17 protein-coding genes are annotated in these 16,244 nt (G+C 36.5%); all 17 read right to left on the reverse strand.

Features of this window, described 5'->3' with window-relative positions:
• Window positions 1-24: 24 nt before the first annotated feature.
• The 17 genes from AOG26_RS10545 to AOG26_RS10630 all read right to left on the reverse strand — a co-directional run bounded on the left by AOG26_RS10545 (window position 25) and on the right by AOG26_RS10630 (window position 15,786).
• Complete coding sequence (locus tag AOG26_RS10545; RefSeq protein WP_054562441.1) at window positions 25-2,280, reverse strand: acyl-CoA dehydrogenase; 2,256 nt, start codon at window positions 2,278-2,280, stop codon at window positions 25-27.
• 253 nt (window positions 2,281-2,533) lie between these two features.
• Window positions 2,534-4,066 (reverse strand): phospholipase D family protein, encoded by a 1,533-nt coding sequence (locus tag AOG26_RS10550; RefSeq protein WP_054562442.1) that lies wholly within the window; start codon window positions 4,064-4,066, stop codon window positions 2,534-2,536.
• Between the two features lie 158 nt (window positions 4,067-4,224).
• The gene (locus AOG26_RS10555) at window positions 4,225-4,419 is read right to left on the reverse strand and encodes a (2Fe-2S)-binding protein (RefSeq protein WP_054554573.1); all 195 of its coding nucleotides are present in this window, start codon (window positions 4,417-4,419) and stop codon (window positions 4,225-4,227) included.
• 1,004 nt (window positions 4,420-5,423) lie between these two features.
• Window positions 5,424-5,723: a hypothetical protein gene (locus AOG26_RS10565; protein ID WP_054562444.1), complete on the reverse strand. Its 300-nt coding sequence runs from the start codon at window positions 5,721-5,723 to the stop codon at window positions 5,424-5,426.
• 101 nt (window positions 5,724-5,824) lie between these two features.
• Window positions 5,825-6,229: a hypothetical protein gene (locus AOG26_RS10570; RefSeq protein ID WP_152966955.1), complete on the reverse strand. Its 405-nt coding sequence runs from the start codon at window positions 6,227-6,229 to the stop codon at window positions 5,825-5,827.
• A 569-nt stretch (window positions 6,230-6,798) separates the two neighbouring features.
• Window positions 6,799-7,281, reverse strand: a complete 483-nt coding sequence (locus AOG26_RS10580) for a hypothetical protein (RefSeq protein WP_054562447.1) — start codon at window positions 7,279-7,281, stop codon at window positions 6,799-6,801.
• Between the two features lie 396 nt (window positions 7,282-7,677).
• Complete coding sequence (locus AOG26_RS10585; protein WP_054562448.1) at window positions 7,678-8,175, reverse strand: CC0125/CC1285 family lipoprotein; 498 nt, start codon at window positions 8,173-8,175, stop codon at window positions 7,678-7,680.
• A 70-nt stretch (window positions 8,176-8,245) separates the two neighbouring features.
• Window positions 8,246-9,085, reverse strand: a complete 840-nt coding sequence (locus AOG26_RS10590) for a hypothetical protein (protein WP_054562449.1) — start codon at window positions 9,083-9,085, stop codon at window positions 8,246-8,248.
• Complete coding sequence (locus AOG26_RS10595; RefSeq protein WP_054562450.1) at window positions 9,082-9,327, reverse strand: hypothetical protein; 246 nt, start codon at window positions 9,325-9,327, stop codon at window positions 9,082-9,084. Before AOG26_RS10595 ends, AOG26_RS10590 begins: the two co-directional genes overlap by 4 nt.
• A gap of 343 nt (window positions 9,328-9,670) precedes the next feature.
• Window positions 9,671-10,174, reverse strand: a complete 504-nt coding sequence (locus AOG26_RS10600; RefSeq protein WP_152966956.1) for a hypothetical protein — start codon at window positions 10,172-10,174, stop codon at window positions 9,671-9,673.
• 374 nt (window positions 10,175-10,548) lie between these two features.
• Entirely contained in the window at window positions 10,549-11,469 is a 921-nt protein-coding gene (locus AOG26_RS10605; protein ID WP_054562452.1) for a hypothetical protein, read from the reverse strand.
• A 350-nt stretch (window positions 11,470-11,819) separates the two neighbouring features.
• The gene (locus AOG26_RS10610; RefSeq protein ID WP_054562453.1) at window positions 11,820-12,740 is read right to left on the reverse strand and encodes a hypothetical protein; all 921 of its coding nucleotides are present in this window, start codon (window positions 12,738-12,740) and stop codon (window positions 11,820-11,822) included.
• Between the two features lie 83 nt (window positions 12,741-12,823).
• Window positions 12,824-12,964: a hypothetical protein gene (locus AOG26_RS20785; RefSeq protein WP_235575481.1), complete on the reverse strand. Its 141-nt coding sequence runs from the start codon at window positions 12,962-12,964 to the stop codon at window positions 12,824-12,826.
• A 129-nt stretch (window positions 12,965-13,093) separates the two neighbouring features.
• Window positions 13,094-13,597, reverse strand: a complete 504-nt coding sequence (locus AOG26_RS10615) for a hypothetical protein (protein WP_054562454.1) — start codon at window positions 13,595-13,597, stop codon at window positions 13,094-13,096.
• Window positions 13,598-14,047: 450 nt separating this feature from the next.
• A complete protein-coding gene (locus tag AOG26_RS10620; RefSeq protein WP_054562455.1) occupies window positions 14,048-14,386 on the reverse strand; it encodes a hypothetical protein in 339 nt (112 codons plus the stop codon).
• A 195-nt stretch (window positions 14,387-14,581) separates the two neighbouring features.
• Complete coding sequence (locus AOG26_RS10625) at window positions 14,582-15,007, reverse strand: hypothetical protein (RefSeq protein WP_054562456.1); 426 nt, start codon at window positions 15,005-15,007, stop codon at window positions 14,582-14,584.
• Window positions 15,008-15,189: 182 nt separating this feature from the next.
• Window positions 15,190-15,786 (reverse strand): hypothetical protein, encoded by a 597-nt coding sequence (locus AOG26_RS10630; protein WP_054562457.1) that lies wholly within the window; start codon window positions 15,784-15,786, stop codon window positions 15,190-15,192.
• Between the last annotated feature and the right edge of the window lie 458 nt (window positions 15,787-16,244).

Raw genomic sequence — 16,244 nt, forward strand, 5'->3', positions numbered from 1 at the left:
CTGCTCAGGACTTGCATTGTTGAATTACTCGTTTACCACACTTTTAAGTGGGTTTACTGGCTTTGCATTGTCATCCAGTAAGTTCATATCAAAGTCGAACTCATCAACACGAATCGCTTTTTCACGTTTCTTGTTGTAATCAATCAGTTTTGCATACTCTTCTTCGTTGATAACACTTGCAACAAGTGCATTATCTAGCGTTTCTGCAAAACGAACGCCCGGCTTAATAGTTTTAGCACGAAGTGCTTTTTTAACTTTCTTAAGTAAATCAAGGCACGCCATTTTCGCTTTGTACGCTTGCTCATTGATGTAATGACCATCACCTTCAATTGGGTTAACCAAGTGAGTGATTTGCGCTTTAAATGCGGTATCCATTTGCGCTTGAGTCGCAAGTTCACGGATTAAATCATCGCTGATCTTAGGCATTTTCATTGAGTAGTTCATCGTAATGAAACGCATAAACTTACGAGTACCACTTGCAGGGAAGTTATCTAAGAACTTATGCAATGCTTCTTCAGCGCTTTGTAATGCAAAGCGAGTCGCATAGTGGAAGTAAGGTGCAGCTTGCTCACGTTCACTGCTTGCTACTTTTTGCTCGTAATATTTAATTGATGCCATAGCAGCGTATAAGAAGCTCATTACGTCGCCTAAACGTGCAGATAACATTTCTGCTTGTTTAAGTTTGCCGCCAAGTACCAATAACGAGAAGTCAGCGTAAACTGCAAGTTTTGCAGATAGTTTGTGTGCTGCTTTTTCGTATTCACGTACTTCTGGTAGTGACGATTTAGCACCCGCAGTAAACGGTAATACGCCTAAACGGAAAGCTCGTAAGCTATTAGCTACGCTGTAACCCACTGTTTTACGTAAGATGCTGTTGAATTCTTTATCTGCATTTTTGTCTTCGCTGTGGATAGACTCAACCATAGTTTGTAGGTAAGGGTGACAACGCATTACACCTTGACCAAAAATCATTAGGTTACGAGTAAGAATGTTTGCACCTTCAACCGTGATCGCGATTGGTTGTGCAACATAACCACTTGCTAATGTATTTTGCGGACCATTTTGAATTGCCTTACCTGCTTGAATATCCATTGCTGAATCAAGCACGTTACGACCAATTTCTGTCATGTGGTATTTAGCAATCGCAGTGACTACAGATGGTTTTAAGCCCATGCCTAAACCTTCTGTTGTTAATACACGCATTGCTTCTTGAAGGTAAGTTTTACCTGCGATATCAGCAAGCTTCTCTTGGATACCTTCGAATTGACCAATCGCCAGACCAAACTGCTCACGTACTGCTGCGTACTCAGAAGCACCTTTGAATGCCACTTGTGATGAGCTAACACCTAGTGCCGGTAACGAAATACCACGGCCTGCACCTAAACAGCTAACCAGCATTTGCCAGCCACGGCCGATGTTCTTTTGACCACCAATGATGAAGTCCATTGGTACAAATACTTTTTCGCCGCGAGTCGTACCGTTGTAAAAACGGATGCCCATAGGATCATGACGATTACCAAGCTCAACACCAGGGTGATCTTTAGGGATAAGCGCACAGGTAATACCTAAGTTTTCTTTACCACCTAGTAAACCGTCAGGGTCAACTACTTTAAATGCTAAACCTAATACTGTCGCAATTGGCGCAAGTGTGATGTAGCGTTTGTCCCAGGTAATTTCTAAACCTAACACTTCTTCGCCATTGAACTGACCACGTTTAACAACACCGATATCTGGAATACCACCCGCATCTGAACCCGCTTCTGGGCTAGTTAGTGCGAAACATGGAATATCACGACCATTTGCAAGACGTGGTAAGTAGTGATCTTGTTGCTCTTTAGTACCAAAGTGAAGTAATAGCTCACCTGGGCCTAATGAGTTAGGGACCATCACGGTTACCGCAACCGCAGAACTCTTAGTCGCGATAGTCGCAACGATTGTTGAGTTTGCATAAGGGCTGAATTCTAAACCGCCGAATGATTTAGGAATAATAAGCGAGAAAAAACGCTCTTTTTTCAAGAAATCAAGAATGTAATCAGGAAGATGAACACCGTTTTGGATTTCAGAATCATCAATCATTGATAATAATTCTTTCACTGGGCCATCTAAGAATGCTTGCTCTTCAGCGCTCAGCTTAGCTGCTGGAACGTCACGAAGTGCATCGAAGTCAGGTTTACCTTGGTAGATTGAACCTTCTAACCAAACATCACCCGCATCTAACGCTTCTTGTTCTGTAATTGAAATACTAGGTAATACTTTTTTTAATTTTGTACGTAAGCTCATAATAAACTCATCCGACCAGATAGTAATACCTACATTACGTCATAAAACGAGCAATAGATCAATTGGTCCAACCAGTTTTTTTAACATTTTTTTATATTTATTTTTTCTTTGCACGCTAAGCACTTGAATACAATGGGTTTACACGTGTACGCTCAAACGCCTTTTTTTATACCGAAATGGTTAACAACTAAAGGCTGAAAACAAAAAGCCCAACTAAAAAGTTGGGCTTAGGTATAAATACTGAAGGAATGGCTTATAGCTCATCTTCGATAGGGAATAACGAAATAAACCACACTTGAAAGCGTCGCCACGAAGACGTTTGTGGTTCTTCATCAAACTGCTCATTACTCACGGTATCGAGCCAAACTAAGTCATTATCTTTAAGCTCGACTTTCCAGGCATACTCAGGCATTTGCGTATCAACCCAGTGGGCCAAAAAGCGGCTAAGTTTTTCGCTTTCGATTAATACGCCCATCTCGGTATTTAAATCAAGCGAGCGAGGGTCGAGGTTCATGGTGCCCACAAAAATCTTTTCATCATCAAAGGTCATGGTTTTTGCGTGTAAACTTGCTTGTGATGACCCGGTTACTTTACGCCCTGCTTTGCGCTTAATGGCCATTAAGTCACTGGGTTTTAACTCCCATAGCTTAACCCCACCCTTTATAAGATCTTCTCGGTACTTTTTATAACCAGCATGCACCGCAGATACATCGGTAGCAGCTAAAGAATTAGTCAGTACAGTGACATCAACGCCCTGCTTTGCCCAATTGGTTAGTAATTTAACGCCCTGCTCACGAGGAATAAAATACGGCGACACAATAATTGCTTTTTGTTTCGGCTCGCCCATTTCTTTAAACAACATTGGCGACATATTGGCCGATTTTTCACTGACGTCGTTCATCACCTTATCGGGGTGATCATAAAACAACACAGACTTTTGCCAATCGAATTCTATTTCATCGTGCAACAAGCGTTTTACAAAGGCGCTTTCGCGTAACTGCTCAACGTAATTACTCTGCTGATTTTGCTCAACATAGGTCGATAAAGTTTTAGTGATATCAATAAGTGATTGCTCATCACGTTCACCGTGCAAGTCTTCAACAGGGTAAGACAGCTGATGATTCCAATATAAATCAAATGCTTTTGATGCCTCTGGCACAATCTCGCCAACACTCATCACATCTAAATCAATAAATTCAGAATGATCTTCAGCCGAGAAATACGCATTACCTATGTTGCGCCCACCGGTGATAAAAATCCGATTATCAACAATAAAGCTCTTGTTATGCATACGTCTTGAAAGCTGGCTAAAGTTGGTAACAAAACCGAGCGCTCTAAAACGACGGTTAGGAAATGGATTAAATAATCGAACTTCAATATTAGGGTGAACAGCCAGTGCAGCTAAATCAAGCTCACTGTCGGCTTGCGATAAGTCATCAAGCAACAAGCGAATTCTTACCCCCCTATCTGCGGCTTTTAATAAAAAGGCCGTAAATAAAATGGTGGTTTGCTGCCTGTGGTATAAATAGTACTGCACATCAATGGTGTGCTCTGCAGAATCAATGAGTGCCAACCTAGCTACAAAGGCATCGACCCCATCTGCTAAAGGATAAAACCCTGATAACCCAGGATGATTATTACCCACTGCATCTCCTATGGTACTGGGTGTATCCGCTGCAATGGCATAGCTTGGTTGAATTGACTCTCGTGAAGGTAACTGCGCACAACCCGCGGTGATTAAAATGAGTACTGCACAAAAAAGTGATTTTAAAGAGTCTATTATCATGGCTTCCTACCAATGACCGTGTGATACACGTATCTGCTTTGTTATAACCCTAATAAATGAAGGGGTTAAAAGCAAATAAAAACTCGTAAGTATGGGGGTAAATTAGAAGAATTAAACAAAGGAAAAATAGTTAAGCAAACATGCTTAAGAGCAAGTAATTACGCTACTTGCTCAGTGATATCTGCAATTTCGATCAGTTTGCGATTAAGAATTTTTTTACAACAACCACAACACTTGCCACACTGGCTACCCACTTGCAGTTCTTTTGATAAATCGCGCATCGTCATAGCGCCATCATCAATTGTTTGTTCGATTTTTTTATCAGTCACACCATGACATAAACAGATATACATGAATGCAAACCACTCTCATTTCTCTTGATGGTCTGCATATTAATCTAAACGGTAATAGTTCGCAATAGTGTTATAGGCAATGTTTGCATAACTTTTATACCAAAATCTCATAATTAGCACACAGCTAAAAATTTTCCCTTATGATTTGGGCAGTTAGTTAAAGGCGAGCAAAGAAAAAATTTCTAACTTTTTTGAGGGGTGGTTTGGAGTTGAAAGAAGGGCTTACACACAAATACAACCCTTACCTTCTAAATTGATATAAAAGTAACTTTAATGAACCCACATATTATTGACTGCGGGAACATCTTAAGTACTACCCCCAAATAATGTGGTACTACATCCAGAATCGTGAAATCCCACACGTTTGCCTGACGCATAAGCAAATAAAGCGAGTGATAACATTTCATCTTTTGCCGTTGCTGTAGGTGGAATGTATACCCCAGCTGAATCGTCTATTTTAATTCTCATGTAACCAAATACGGTCAATTTTTAGATAACCAGATTGTACGCCCCTCATTTGAATTGAAACATTTCTACCTGAAGCTTGCGCCGCTAAAGCTGTTGAATAAAAGTAGGTTGCAAATTCAGGGTGTTGGTTGATATCTATTGCGGCTGCAGAATCATAACTAATATTAAAACCATATTGATTTGGTTGACTCCGTTCAACTGGGGTATCGAAGTACAGTAAGATTATATTTGAAGAGTTTACATATAAACTTTTTAACCTTACCTACATATTTACAATACCCCACTCCTTTATGTTCATGAAAAATAGGTGCAGCTGCATATAAATCAGAAGAAAAAAAGATACAAAAACAAAGGGCAAACATTTAAAACTAACGCCAGTTATTCTAAACCTCGCAAACATTCCCGTAAATATCCACTTTCTACATAAGGTTAAATATCCTTGAAAAGGAGTGCTTGTACTACATAACAATAATGCAACAGCCAATTGATTAAATTTCATAATAATCCTTATTTGTATTTTTAATAAATGCTTCCAGCTATCTTAGATATTCAACAGAATAAATTAAGCAAACATGCTTGCTTGAGCCACTCCACTTTTTATCATCTGACGTTAACCCGCGAATTTTGACAGGTGTACGAGCTTGATAAGCAACGAGCAATGAAGCTAATGTAGCTTCATAACCATTACTTTCTTTACTCAAAAAATACCCACCTTTACATTTAACGCCATTAACTGGTAAAGACACATACACATCGCCATTACCATAATTTGCATAAGTGACTAGCCTACTTATAACTCCAACATCTGAAGGCTCATATAAATTCGCAAATAACATTTGGGGTCATAATAACCCCAGTAAAAATAGGGTCACGTTATTGCAATCCCCTTTACCTTTATTTTGAAAAGGCAAGAAGAAAGACCCTATTAATTCTTTTATCATCTTGAAAATTCAACAAGCTTCCATTTCTTTTTATAAGGATAATAAAGTTGTACACCATTTTCAAAGATTAAAACTATAGAATTATTCGCAGAAAAAAACTCTTCAATACCAAATAAACCATGTATTGATTGGAAACTATTAAGTAACTCATCTTTATAAAGCTCTTCTTTATTTCTAGGCCGTGATTTTATAGCCTGGAGATGAGTCAAGGCTTTTTCTATTGAAAGCTCAGATACTAACTTAGATTCACCGAACACTTTAGTCCCCGAACAATTTCTATACAACTTTGATAGACCGGTATATGAAACCTCATTACAGTTATTAATTTCTTTTAACTCATTTTCGCTTGCACACAACTGTGCACTAATACTGATTAACATTAGTCCAACAAAAAGCTTCATTATACTATCTCCGACCATAATAAGAATTAATTAGTAAATACCTTTCACCTGAGAAGGTATGCTCAAACTGTTCAGGTTTCGACCAAAAGCTCATTTGAATAGATTTGATATTCCACATTGTTGATATATTAATAAATGCTGAAATAGCTCCCTTGAACTTTTTTTCTAGAAACTTAGTCATCAACATTACGTACCTTGCGTCATGACCGCTAAATCTTTGGTTACTACAAAATCCACTGACTTTTAGCAGCCAATCCAATCACCTTAAGCATCTGACCCAAACGATATTGGCAGGGTATTCCGAACAAAGTTGGCGGCAAAACGGTGTCGCAAAGCTCACCTCAATTGCAATTGAAAAGCTTGCGCTTGTCAAAAGCGTTATCAAGATATAGACGAAAATGACCTTGTTGATGGCGAAACATTTTTTAATCAATTGGACTCTGAAGAGATATAGCAGCGCCTGCCAGCTTTGGCACTACACCAAAAAAGCGAACCGCTAAACGCCAGATAAAAGAAAACCAGCGGATGGTGGCTTTCTTAAGTTTAAAAGATGATTTCATCCTAAAACACTACTTTTTGACACTCAACTCAAAAATCAGGTTTTCATTTCCTTCTCTAAGGTAAGCAATTTTTACAACTCGCCCCTCTTGGATTGTATCTGAATCATACTTTCTATTCGCAAAAAAGGTGTTTTCTGTTCCGTAATCATTGTACTTAAAGCGTACTCCATCAACAGTAAAAGCCTCTTCTCTACTATTTCTTTCAACAATTTGAATATCTTCAATAGCTCCTTCAACTGTAGAATAATTTCCAGAATCTATGCCATTAGATTTTAATACTAGGCCATAAAATGACAGTGACTGCATTACAAAAAAGCCAAATACAAATAAGAAGCCAAACCAGAAGTTAACTTTCTTTTCAAACTGTAGTTTATTTTCGTACCAGTATTTTATCTTCGGGCAGCACAATATTAGTAGAACAGAACAAACAAGTGTTAAGTAAAAACCAATTTTGGTTCCCATAAAATCGGACTGAAAATAAAGTTCATACATTAACTAAATCTCCTATGGCTAATCTATGGGCCGAAGTTGCCGTATGAACCATGCTAGTTTCTTTTCCCCGAGCCGATATCGAACGAACACAAAATGGGTTCAGGTCTTTCTTTTTTTACCTAAATTAAAGACTGAACTGAAGTGGGTATTATAATTTAGAAGGAAAATGTAGCTCGACCTCTTTTGATAGATAAAAGCTACTTACCATTATTCTTTATTTTTAAAACTTAAATCATTATGACAAAAAGCATCTATTAAACCATCACTACCCGCTTTATTTATTTTTGCTTCTACTGAGCATACAGTTAATAAAAGCGCTAAACATAATAATAAATTTTTTATTAAAATATCCTTTTCTATTAAAACCACTATTTACAAGTTAAAAACTTCTTAAACTTAAATATATTTATCTGGTAATTTATATTTAGTCTTTAACCTCGAGATACACTCACTCGCTTTAAAGGCAAAGTCACGACTCTGGTTTTTTATCGTTACATAATACGCAATGAAATCACATGAAACTAAAACAGCAGCTAAATCTTCATCATTCTTGAGCGATAAAGTTAACCTCGCCGTGGGTTTATAAATGTAAGGTAAATTTAAGTCTATTTTTACAGTTTCTATTGTAAGCAGTATCTCGTTAGCAATAGCAAATTCCGCTTGATTATTCATGGCAATTACGCTTGCTCGCAACATTGCAAAATCAAGGGCTTGAGTTGAACTTATATCGCCATTGCCTTGGTACGTAACGCGGTACTCACCATTAGCCAACACTTTATCGCTATAACCACCACGAAGGCCATCAGGTTGATATGAAACTGTATTACAGCCTGTTAAAAGCAAGCTAGAATGAATCACTAAACCAAGGGTTAAGCAATGAAATAATCGTATCATATACTAAATACTGCCCCTTAGTTTCCTAACTTTGGTCACATATCCCGACGTATACAAAACGTTAAATAAATCACTCTTGTATGCCACTAACAGGGTTAAACTCTTGCAGCAATGTAAAATCAGCATCATCTGTATAGGTTGAGTGACTAAATAACAGTTTACGTAACTTAATTTGTAGCTCTCGTTGTTCACCTTGATCACTATTGAACTCTGTGTCATACGCCTTTAAATGCACTACGCCATTAGCTAATTCATTCACTTCTAACCAAGGCACACCGTTTAAAGCAGACTTTTCAAGATTAACCGCTTTAAAAAATGCATCCCCTAGCCACATTTGCGCGGCTACCCCTTCTATATAACCGTGTTTAAATCGCCAATGACCTGGGTTTACTCGGGTATCAATAATTGTTTCATCTAATGGCGGTGGCAGCCCATTACCTATTTTAGGTAAATGCTCATGAGGCCAACCGCTTAACTCATAACCCCATACTGAATCATCATTTTGTTTCGCGTCATAATCTTGGTCCATCAAACGCGCCATTAAGAAATTAGGATGATTTAACAATGGCTCCCACCAAGAGTTTCGGGCCTCAATTAAGTTATCAAAACCCGTTATGATTAATTGATCTATGTGCCAATCAAAAAGGTGTCCAAAATTAATATAATGCGTTGCTTGTATATTTATATCTGGGCTCGGATGCGTAATTGAAAAAATATCAGAATTTTTAATATCTTTTGCTTTGCTTTTAATAAAGTTTTCAACTTTTATGGTTGTACCCTTACTAATATTAACTAACTTAGTTAACTGCTCATGCTGAATGAGGCCGTTGCTTAAATCAGCCAACTCCCAAAGCGCTAACGCTTTGGGAAAGCTCTGGGGCAAAAAGTTGATATTTAAATATAAACTCATTGACCTGTGTACTCCTTAATCACTATTTTGACACCTGCATCACTTGCGTACTCTTTAAGTATTCCTGTAGCAGCAAGGCCCCCGGGTTGTACCCGAACGTCTAAAGTTCTGTTAGCTAATGGAACTTCATTTCCGCTGCTACCTTTAATGCTTCTTCGTGCTAAATCATCAATATGGTCTGTTGTGCGGTTATACCAACTAGCACCATTGGTATTAATCGATTTTAAAACTTCATTTTCCATTCAGAAATCGTGAGCTCATAAACCTTTTATTTCAACCGACTCTACCAACGAGCTTAAAAACACTCAAACAACAAATTCTGTCTCGATTCATTTAATTAATAACAAACACCCGCCACGTAAATACACTTCATTAAGGGCAACTGAAACAAGTACCGTGTTCATACAAATCAAGTAAGCTGTGTCACTTAAAAACAGCAGAGCTAGCTATTTGAGCCAGCGGCACTAGGTAGTAGCACCGACATAAATTGCACAGTCTGCTGTTAGCAAATGTGCAGTTCTACTGGGATTAACAGCGCATTTGATAGCTTTTTATTGAGAAAGAAGGCCGAGGCGCCAATACTGTTTATTTACTTAAACTTTCATTTATCACCTTAAGCATATCTGAACTTATTGGTAAAAAAATTCTTTCATTACCTTTAAATCTGATTTCAAGAGTTTCTTCAGGGTTTACTTTACTCTCTACACAGAAATCCCTGTTTTGACCAACGGTTTTAATAGTGCTCCAAGGTATAATATATACATGGAAATAAGGAATAGTCATCGGGTAAAATGCAATACCTTTTTCTACTACTTGAGTCTTATAAAGACGTGTAAAATGGTCAATATAACCATAACCATGAAACCAATTTTCTTTCAAAATACCAAAGTCTTTCACTTCATTCGAAAAAAATATACTATAGGTATCAATAGCAAGATCCCTTTTCTTTAACCTTACAATACTTCTTTTAACAGCAAGGCTTACAGGACCAAAAAAATTCCAATAAAAAAATATGTACAACAAAAGACCACCACTTATTGAATATACATAACTTCCTGTAAAAAAATAAATAATAGTCCCAATAGTCATACCTATAACTATAAAGGCTCGCTTTGACATTATGATATAGAATACTAACTTTATAAAATTCATATAAGAACCATAGGGATCAGGTCTTGCTTTTTGCCACTACCCGACTCAATTTTGAATAGTGTAATTGAAAATAATCACCCAACTCTTTTCTTTGCTCGACAATTACAGCTAACTTACGCCTTGATGTTGCTTTAGATTTTCCAAATAGGGGTAACACTTTGCCGATTTAAATCCATTCTGGAGTTTGTGCTTGCCCATCACAAAATGCTCAGCATTTTGATGACTTTTATTAAACATTGCTTATATATGACATTGGACTAGCTAAAAGGCAAAAAGAAAGACCTGACCATTTTAGTGACAGTTTTTAGATGCTACGCTAGTAACGCTTTTTCATCAAAGCCCTGCTCATGTAATTTGACTACAAGCTGTTCAAGCACGTCATCTTTTTCAGGGGCTACAGGCTGCGTTAATAGTAAAGAAGTCACATTACCAAAACCAGGGTGCTCAAAACCAGGGTTTTCAAGGCCATGTTGTGCTCTTAGCGTTAGCAGCATAAGTGCAGCATAAGGTGTAAATTGCCAGTTCATATTATCGAACTCAAAAAACATCTTACTCGGTGGTGATGCAACCTGAATGACTTGATCGTCACATAACTGGTTTAGATAAGAGGTAACTTTTGTTAAGTCTGTACTATCCCAGTTATCTATAATAGATTGGTAAGCAAAATCATCTACGATCGGTTTTAGGTTATTGTCACCTTTGGCCCTATCAAACAGCAAGATAATAAAATCACCAATATGACTTTTTGATCTATTCACCCAGTGCTTCATGTAACCTGCTTGAAATAACGTATAAATTTGGCGAGCATATTCATTATTATTCAATATCACTGCAATACTTAGCTGAAATACCGATGTTGGTGATACCAACCTTAAAGGTTCACGACTAAAGCGATATCTAAAGCGCTTGAACTTATAGCTTTGTATTGTAAGCATGTAATATCCATAACTTAAACATATATTTAATTTACCTAAATCTACTAAATTATCATCTACAAAACTAGCTTGTGCATCCATCTCATAATAATCACATGGAATTAACAGTTCCGTATTTAATACCTCCCAGTTAAAAAATGGTAATTTTTCATTTATAGGTATACCTCTTTTCGTTTCTCCTTGCTCAATATAAAAATTAAGCTCTTTTGTATTATTTATATAAACCTTTCTATACTTTTCAGGATTTTTTATCGCCAGCTTACGCTTTCGTAAAAATTTTTCTAATATTTTGTCCATTATTTACCAACTGGGGTCATTGAGATTGTAGCAGTGTCAGCAAGCATCTAGGGGTCAGGTCTTTACTTTTGCAACAATCTTACTAACACGAGAATAGTGTAATTGAAAATAATCTCCCAATTATTTTCCTTGCTCGACAATTACCGCTAACTTACGCCTTGATGTTGCTTTAGATTTGCCAAATTGGAGTAACATTTTGTCGATTTAAATCCATTTTGGAGTTTGTGCTTGCCCATCGTAAAATGCCCTACACGTTGAGAACTTCTATTAAACCATTGCTTATAAACAACATTGGACTAGCTAAAAGGCAAAAAGAAAGACCTGACCATTTTAGTGACACTTTTTAGATGCTATGCTAGTAACGCTTTTTCATCAAAGCCTTGCTCATGTAACTTGACTACAAGCTGTTCAAGCACATCATCTTTTTGAGGGGCTACAGGCTGTGTTAGTAGTAAAGAAGTCACATTCCCAAAACCAGGGTGCTCAAAATCAGGGTTTTCAAGGCCATGTTGTGCTCTTAGCGTTAGCAGCATAAGTGCAGCATAAGGTGTAAATTGCCAATTCATATTATCAAACTCAAAAAACATCTTACTCGGTGGTGATGCAACCTGAGCGACTTGATCATCACATAACTGATTTAGATAAGCGGTAACTTTTGTTAAGTCTGTACTATCCCAGTTATCTATAATAGATTGGTAAGCAAAGTCATCTACGATCGGTTTTAGGGTATTGCCATCTTTTACCTTATCAAACAGCAAGATAATAAAATCACCAATGTGACTTTTTGATCTATTCACCCAGTGCTTCATGTAACCTGCTTGAAATAACGTATAAATTTGGCGAGCATATTCATTATTATGCAATATCACTGCAATACTTAGCTGAAATACAGATGTTGGTGATACCAACCTTAAAGGTTCACGACTAAAGCGATGTGTGAAGTGTTTTAGGTTATAGTTTTCTATCATAAGCAGGTGATATCCATAAGTTAAGCATATGCTTAACTTACCTAAATCAAGTAAGTTATCATCTACAAAACTAGCTTGTGCATCCATCTCATAATAATCACATGGAATTGACAACTCTGTATTTAATATCTCCCAGTTAAAGAAAGGCAATTTATCATTGCTAGGTATACCTCTTTTCGTTTCTCCTTGCTCAATATAAAAATTAAGCTCTTTTGTATTATTTATATAAACCTTTCTATACTTTTCAGGATTTTTTATCGCCAGCTTACGCTTTCGTAAAAATTTTTCTAATATTTTGTCCATTATTTACCTGCTGGAGTCATTGAGATTGTAGCAGTGTCAGCAAGCATCTAGGGGTCAGGTCTTGCTTTTTACCACTATCTTACTTACACGCGAATAGCTTCACCTAACTCTTTTCCTTGCTCGACAAATAGCGCAAACTTAAGGTTTGATGTTGCTTTAGATTTTCCAAATAGGAGTAACATTTTATCGATATAAAGCCATTCTTGAGCTTGTGCTTTCCCCATTAGCAGCACCGACATAAATTGCACGACCTGCTGCTAGCAAGTGCGCAGTTCTACTGGGATTGGCTGCGAACTAAAAGCTTTTTGTTCCGCAATAAATAGGAAAAAGGCTAGACGCGGCCCTATTTTTTCTCATTCTTTACGATAAATGATAAGTGCATCAAGCTCTTTTCTTAGCTTCCTCAACATAGGGTCTGAATTCTCTTCATCTAAGACAACTCTTTTTTTACCATCGATATCGAAATACTGGCAGAATTCTTGGTTCTCTGTAATCGGACTACTAATTTTATGGCTTGTACTTTTTATCACATTATTCCGTAACCGAGCGTATTCAGCCTTTGCAATAGAGGTCGCCTTTTCCGCTAGTTCACTTCCTGCACTGACAATAACGTAGTCACCATTAACCTCTCCAATGAACAGATATAATTCAAATACCCAACCAGAAAAGTTATTCTGATAGTGGAAAACATACTCTTTTGATTTTGCTGTTAATGATTTATCCAACTTAACAATCAATGGAACCTTGCTTTCTTTTGGAGTACATGTGAGGTTCGTCGTTAAAGGATTTGCAAAGGAAGCAAACGATAGCAACACTAGGCATAATGTTAACGTTTTTTTAGCGTAATGGAATTTCATATGTCTTCCCTCGTCCAGTGTAAGTATTTCGCTCAACCATGGGGACAGGTCTTGCTTTTTGCCACCATCTTACTTACACGCGAATAGCGTAATTGAAAATAATCACCCAACTCTTTTCTTTGCTCGACAATTACCGCTAACTTACGCCTTGATGTTGCTTTAGATTTGCCAAATTGGAGTAACATTTTGTCGATTTAAATCCATTTTGGAGTTTGTGCTTTCCCATCACAAAATGCCCTACACGTTGAGAACTTCTATTAAGCCATTGCTTATAAACAACATTGGACTAGCTTAAAGGCAAAAAGAAAGACCTGACCCTGTTTGTTTATATGAAAATAGTGCTTTAAACCTAGAGTAAGTTTTAAGTCCTGACTGTCACTAATAACTAAAAAGTAACTTGCTCATCAAAATTTGTAAAACTGTAAGACTAACCCCTCTTAGTATGCATAATCATCCCATTTCTAAAAAATATTGTTGCAACTTTTTCAATTGGACTAGTGAAAGAAATCCAAGTATCAAAATGATAATAGTTTTCCAGTAATGAGGTTTAGAAAACATATCAACTGCTGCAAATAAAGCAATTACAACAATATACGATACAAAAACATGCTTATCTAATGTTCTGACATTACTACGAATATTTTTAATGTGGGGCAAAAGGCTATAGCTCCCCAGAAACAATAAGCACATCAAAATACCTAATTGCCAGCCATGTTTAGCTAAAAGTACAAGGGGTGCACCATACAAAATAAAGCAAGCTAACGCTTTGTTATTTGAAGATTGCTCCATTGAATTACCTATATTCCTTTATTAATTGTGCAAGTGTGCGATATGCACATATGAGGGCAGGACTTTTACTTTGCTCTCAACTAATAGCTTAATTTAAATGGTTTTCATAATTCAGTTAGGGAAAGTAAAGCTTAACCTTATTCTCAAATTTTGGTGTACATTTTTTATGATGATGGCAGAGATAACCATGTCTCTTTACTTATCAAAATTACACTTATAATCGACTTTCCCTCCAAATTCAGCACCGGCATATTCAGCGCTCGTCTTCAAAACTAATACCTTCTCACCTCTAAACTTTGCTGAAATAAGGCAATAATCAGAAAAACCCAAAAACTTTTTAAAAAGACTGACTTCTATAATTAAAAGTCCACCGTCAAAAAATAAAGTACCACTTTCAAATTCATCTCCGGCGCCAATCAATACTGATTTAAAACCTTGATCATAAGTGTACTCAGAGTAGGCAACACCTTCCTGTGTTCTTATTGAACTAAATTCTGTATCAAAGTGAAAATAAAAAGGCTCAAACTGATTTTTGATAAATACACCAGCATCTTTTGTTATGTACCAAAATAAAGTTAACACAAAAAAGACAACTAAAAATATTTTTCCGAAGACTCTCATAAAAACACTCATTAAATTTGAAAAATTAAATAGAGGTTATGGATTATCAATATAACGGCCAGTCTTCATAGCGAAAGGTCTTTCTTTTTTGACCTCAACTAAAGACTGGACTGAAGTGGGTATTATAATTTAGAAGGAAAAATGTAGCTCGACCTCTTTTGATAGATAAAAGCTACTTACCATTATTCTTTATTTTTAAAACTTAAATCATTATGACAAAAAGCATCTATTAAACCATCACTATCCGCTTTATTTATTTTTGCTTCTACTGAGAGGACTATAATAAGATAGTTATAGGTATACTTACCTTCATCAGTCATTCGATTAAGTTTATACCCAACCAAAAATTTATCGCCTCCTCTGTAATCCAAAAGTGATATGCTGCAACTTGTTGTATAGCTAATCGAAAATACTAATGAAGCTTTAGCATCTTCGAATTCATCATAGCTCGAAAATAGAGGCACTGAGAAACTATCTATCACTCCAGTGTATTCATCAAAAGCTTTTTGTTTATCTAAAAATGAATCTACTTCAGAATTGACAATATTGATAAACTTTTCTATTGAAGGTTTAATATCATCGAATTCAATACTTGTGTTTCTATTCTTAAAGAAAGTCATATCCTCAGCAGTGTAACCATATACTAGGCATTTGTTTGCTGCAAAAATATCACCTCCGATTCGGCTTGACAGATAAGAGTCTTCACAATATTCAGATATAGGCTGTAACGCCATGGAAATGCCGCTTTGGAATAAAAGGATAAAAATTAAATACCTCATAGTATCTCCACCATTTAATTTGAAACTCTACGATTAGCTCAGAAAAAACTGTTACGTTTTTTGGCATAGTGCTTAACCATAATCCACGAAAGGAAAACAAGAACCGACTCCTAGCTCTGTTGAACTCCATTCAATTTTATTAAAAAAACCATAATGAAAAACATTACTACAATTGCTATAGATGAGTATTTAATGGCTTTACAAACCCACACTTTGTCTTCCCGATAGGATTCAACTTTGAACAGCTTAAAACCATGATAAATTGCACCTGTTCCACTGTAGTAGTTTATGAAAAGCTCTTTTTTTGCGAATTTTGGAGCTAAGATAAACAAAACCATTACAAACAAAAATAAAACAGCCGAAAGTACCATCAAAATAATAAGAAAATAATCTATCATTTCACCAGTTCACATTTACATATTTATCAGTAACTTACTATACCAATAAAAAGCAAGTTA

The organism is Pseudoalteromonas sp. UCD-33C (assembly GCF_001306895.1).
Classification (GTDB): Bacteria; Pseudomonadota; Gammaproteobacteria; order Enterobacterales; family Alteromonadaceae; genus Pseudoalteromonas.